The sequence below is a fragment of the Natronospira sp. genome (assembly GCF_007134575.1).
Lineage (GTDB): Bacteria > Pseudomonadota > Gammaproteobacteria > Natronospirales > Natronospiraceae > Natronospira > Natronospira elongata.
Genome location: NZ_SLKM01000077.1, coordinates 1 through 4372 on the forward strand (window position 1 = coordinate 1; position 4372 = coordinate 4372).

A 4372-nucleotide genomic window follows, 5' to 3' on the forward strand; every position below is an offset into this window, starting at 1 on the left:
CGCCAGTGACGGCCCAGCTCCCGAGCAACAGCAAGGGATAGGCTCTGTTCCCGTTCCATCACCTCTCTGAAGCGGTTAGCCGGAATCATGAGGATTCTTGAATCCTCCACGGTCTTGGCCGACATCAGGAAAGGCAATTCAAGGATAACCGCGGGTATGATGAAGACGTCATCGGTCTGAAAGAATTCTACGACGGTTTCATCCTTGTGGTCTGAACTCCCCACGAGAGCAACCCGGCCTTCGAGAACTATCCTCAGGAAGCGGGCATCCTCACCCTGTCGAAAAAGGGTAGTGCCGGCGGGCAGCTCCAGTTCGAGCGAGTCCTCCAGTAGCTCGTTTCGAGCGCTCTCCGGGAGGGGGCCCAGGACAGGGTTTTTCTCGAGTTGCTCCAGGTCCGCCTTTTGCATTGCCTTTTAGTCTCCCAACTGACGGGCCAGGCTGGCCATCTCGGAATATAGTCTACTGGCATCGACGGGATCAAAATCTTTTCCGTAACGCTTCTTGACCCCGAATTCTGACAGTACCACATGTTTTGACGGTGACACGTCCCGTGTCTCGAGGCAGGCCTTGGTGCATGCCAGAGGGCAGCCATCAATCGCCAGAATGGGACGGCCTGCTTGAGCTGTCTTCACCAGCTTGGGCACATTGCCTCCGACCCCGGCAATACAAGACATTTCCGCCTCGCCAGCCCGGTCCAGGCGTAGGGCCAGCTCATTGGACAGCTGGGCAGCACTGGAGCAGCCGGAACAGGAATAGACCAGTGGCAGCTCCCCTTTGTGACGGCCGTGACTCATGAGGCCTCCCGCTGATCGTGGGCGAGGAGGCGATCCAGTCCGGAGCGAATCCGCTGGGCGGATTCCTCATCCATCAGCTTCTCCAGGATGGGGAATGCCTCTCGCTCCTCTCGCCGTACATGGTCGATAAGCACATGGCCCAGTGCGTCCAGGCGAACCCGGTCCTGCCTGGAAGGGTCCTCCAGGACGACTCGCATGGCGTCGTGTTCCCGGTCAAGTTGCTCTACCAGCTCGTGTTGCCCCAGGCCTCTCAGCAGCGGGAAGATAACATCTTCCTCGGCTCGAAAATGGGCTGCCATCTCTTCATGCCAGAAGCGACTGAGCTGTCGCCAGACTTCGGAAATATTCCGTTCCACCCGGCTCGATGCTGCCTGTTTCGCATCACGGGCAAGTTTGAGGGCCACATTGTGTTCCCGGGAAAGGGGTCTCAGTTCAGGACTTCTTTTCATCCAGCCTTGCGCTCCTGCTGTTGCCAGCATTGTGTTTCCCAGCTTCCCAATACTAGTGTGATTACCGAGCGGCCGACTTGATATGTATCAATGAACCAGTGGTCCTCTGTGGCCAGACTGAGGGACTGAGGATGCCGGCCTTTTATCCACGGGCCGAGGATTTGGGTTTCTTTTTGCCTCTTGGGTGCGGTCTCCATGAAACAGATAAGGTCCATACGTTCCCCCGTTGGGGGCAGGTCACTGAGCAGTCTGCTCGCGATCCCTGCCCGATTTACACCATTGCGTTGCCAGGCCCTGTTGGTGGAGCCACTGCTCCAGCAGGTTTTCGCCGATCGAATCGAGGATGGAGATCTGGATTTCCTCAGTCGGGAGGTCGTGGAAATCGCCATTACGGATATTGGCCTGCACTGGTTCCTGACTCTCGAAGATGGGCGCCTCAGATTGATTCCCCGGGGCCGACCCGCGGTAACGGTGGCTGGCGGCTTGCCCGAGTTCCTGCTACTGGCCAGTCGAAGAGAAGATCCGGATACCTTGTTCTTCGAACGTCGTATCACCGTGGAGGGGGATACTGAACTGGGTTTGCTGGTCAAGAATCTGCTTGACTCCATAGAACTGACTGCTCTGCCGCCCCTGCTAAGGCGTGCCGTGGAAGCAGGGGCGTCCTGGGCTTAGCGATGGACGCCGCTGCTGGTCTGTCTCGAAGCCGGAAAGCCATCGATGAAATAGACCGGGAGATCCTTCAACTGCTGGCCCGGCGGACAGAAATCGTCAGTGACCTGGCCGTTTACAAGCAAGCCTTGGGTCTACCCGTTCGTGTGCCGGAGCGAGAGCTAGAGAAAACGTCTGGTTTTCGTCAGCAGGCTGCAGCCCTTGGCCTGGACCGTGATTGGGCGGAACAGTTTCTGCGCATGATCATGGGGGCTTCTCGTCAGCTCCAGAGCCGTCATTTGCTCAGATGCCACCCACACAACAGCTTCAAGGGCAGCGCAAGGTAATCAGAGGGTTCTACGCTGTAACGCTTTCCAGCATGCCGGGCTCTTCCATCCAGTAGCCATCCGCAGGTGGTGCGATCAGCCATTCCCGCTCCAATTGCATTGGTGCCGAGCCGGCAATGGCCTCGGCCCAGCGATGGACAATTTTGTTCATGTCCCGGGACTGAGGACTGAGCCGGACCGTGTTCACACCCATGCGATTCATGATCGGCAGGTGTCGGATCAGGTTCACGCAGTGATGGGACTGGGTCTGGATGCCATTGATGACAAGGAAGTCTTCACCTTCCTGAGTTTTCATGGCTAGTCCATCCGGGTAGGCTTTGCATACAAAACCACAGTCATCCTTGGGTCGGTTTTGGGCGCGAGCCGCGAAACAGCGGGCCGACCAGGCCAATGGCATGCGGCCAAAGGCAAAGACTTCCGTTTCGATCCCAAGGTCTGCCGAAAGCAGCGCCTGCAACTGCCGGGCGGGCATCTCCAGGGGCGGGACCCAGGCAAACATGCCGGCACGCTTGAGCACATCAATGGCCGGGCGATTGTAGAGGTTGAGACTGCTACCGCCGACGAAGGCCAGCCCCTTTTCCTCGGCGACCGACACGGCTGAATAATCATTCGCCTCGATTTGCAGGCCACGATCACAGAGGCGCTTCAAGGCGCCGGCTTCGGAACGAGCCTCGATCAGGGTGAGTGAAGAGAGCAGAACTTCCTTGCCCGCATCAATCAGCGCCGCGCCGATCTCCAGCCAATCATCCGCCCGTAACTCCCGACGCTTGGAACAGACGGTTTCGCCGAGATAAACCCGATCCACCGGCCAGTCCCGGACCTGCTGATAGAAATCCAGCACCTCATTACGCGGCCAAAAATACAACACCGGCCCCAAACTGATACGCATCCTTAACTCTCCTGAATCAAGCTATCCCGGTCACCGATGCCCTTGAATCATCTCGGCGCTCGTAGCGCTCTATTGCCATGTCCTTGCATAAGCCCCCAGCGTCGTCTGACTGCCTTCCGACAGCCGGGAGAGGGTCGCTTGGCCTTCGGCATCGGGCTGGTAGCGGGCCGGGTACCGGTCCACCGCATCCAGCAGACGGCGCCAGACGCGAGTGACCGCCGCCACATAGGCGGGACTGCGTTGTCGGCCTTCGATTTTCACTGCCGAAATCCCCATGGCTTTCAATTCCGGTAGCAGCTCGGCGGTATTCAGGCTGGTGGGTGCTTCAAGGGCGTGGTGGCGGTGGCCCTCGGTGTAAAAGCGTCCCTTGCAGAGTGTCGGGTAGCCTGCCCGCTCCTGGGGCTGGAAACGATCAATCAACTTGCCATTGAGACGGGATTCCAGTATCTCGCCTTTCTCCTCCCAGCGAACGTGAGAGGCCGGTGAGCAGACCCCGGCGGTATTGGGGGACTGACCGGTGACATAGGACGACAGCTGGCAGCGCCCCTCGGCCATGATGCAGAGACTGCCGAAGGCAAAGACCTCAAGCTCGACGGGACTGTCTTCGGCGAGGGCACGCACCTGCTGGACAGCAAGTACCCGTGGCAGAACAGCCCGGCGGATACCGAAATGGCGGTAATAGAAGTCCAGGGCTTCTCGTGTGGTTGCCGATGCCTGGACCGAGAGATGACGGGGCAGGTCGGGATGTTGTCGCGCGGCGTAATCCAGTACCCCGGTATCCGCCATGATGAGTGCATCAGCGCCCAGGTCCGCGGCCTGGTCCACGGCCGACTGCCAGCGCTCGACGCCGTCGGCGTGGGCATAGGTGTTGATGGCCATGTAGACCGAGGCGCCACGGTCATGGGCATAGCGCACCGCCTCGGCGATACGTTTGGGCGTGAAATTGAGGCCGGCAAAATGGCGGGCGTTGGTGGCGTCCTTCAGGCCCAGATAGACCACATCAGCGCCTTCATCCACCGCGGACTTCAGGGCGGGCAAGCTACCCGCCGGACAGACCAGGTCCATGACAGCCTCCGGTATCGGAACAGAAACCGGAGCTTACGAGGGGCGGGTCGGGTCAGTCCTTGACCCTCATCAAGGCAGGCCTCGCGCAGCAATCACAAAGGAACCGTAGGAGCGGATTCATCCGCGATTGGCGGTCAGAATCGAGTGCTGAGTGCTGAGTGCTGAGTGCTGAGTGCTGAG

The 4372-nt window shown here is 59.3% G+C and carries 7 protein-coding genes; 2 read left to right on the plus strand and 5 right to left on the minus strand.

The window, feature by feature from the left end; genetic code table 11:
* From ACJWXQ_RS03120 to ACJWXQ_RS03130, 3 genes are all read right to left on the minus strand, one after another.
* Positions 1-407, minus strand: a 407-nt coding sequence (locus tag ACJWXQ_RS03120; protein ID WP_406672122.1) for a cyclic nucleotide-binding domain-containing protein, incomplete at its 3' end; no start/stop codon positions are given.
* A 6-nt stretch (positions 408-413) separates the two neighbouring features.
* Positions 414-794, minus strand: a complete 381-nt coding sequence (locus ACJWXQ_RS03125; protein WP_346049670.1) for a putative zinc-binding protein — start codon at positions 792-794, stop codon at positions 414-416.
* Positions 791-1243, minus strand: coding sequence for a hemerythrin domain-containing protein (locus tag ACJWXQ_RS03130; RefSeq protein WP_346049672.1), 453 nt, complete (start codon positions 1241-1243; stop codon positions 791-793). Before ACJWXQ_RS03130 ends, ACJWXQ_RS03125 begins: the two co-directional genes overlap by 4 nt.
* Positions 1244-1438: 195 nt before the next feature.
* Between ACJWXQ_RS03130 and ACJWXQ_RS03135 the strand changes: the two genes are divergently transcribed.
* A complete protein-coding gene (locus tag ACJWXQ_RS03135; protein ID WP_406672123.1) occupies positions 1439-1915 on the plus strand; it encodes an SCP2 domain-containing protein in 477 nt (158 codons plus the stop codon).
* Between the two features lie 2 nt (positions 1916-1917).
* The gene (locus ACJWXQ_RS03140; RefSeq protein ID WP_346049676.1) at positions 1918-2238 is read left to right on the plus strand and encodes a chorismate mutase; all 321 of its coding nucleotides are present in this window, start codon (positions 1918-1920) and stop codon (positions 2236-2238) included.
* Positions 2239-2248: 10 nt separating this feature from the next.
* On the opposite strand, the gene ACJWXQ_RS03145 is transcribed toward ACJWXQ_RS03140, so the two are convergent.
* Both ACJWXQ_RS03145 and ACJWXQ_RS03150 read right to left on the minus strand, forming a co-directional pair.
* Entirely contained in the window at positions 2249-3127 is an 879-nt protein-coding gene (locus ACJWXQ_RS03145) for a U32 family peptidase (RefSeq protein ID WP_346049678.1), read from the minus strand.
* A 69-nt stretch (positions 3128-3196) separates the two neighbouring features.
* Entirely contained in the window at positions 3197-4192 is a 996-nt protein-coding gene (locus ACJWXQ_RS03150; RefSeq protein WP_406672124.1) for a peptidase U32 family protein, read from the minus strand.
* Positions 4193-4372 lie beyond the last annotated feature (180 nt).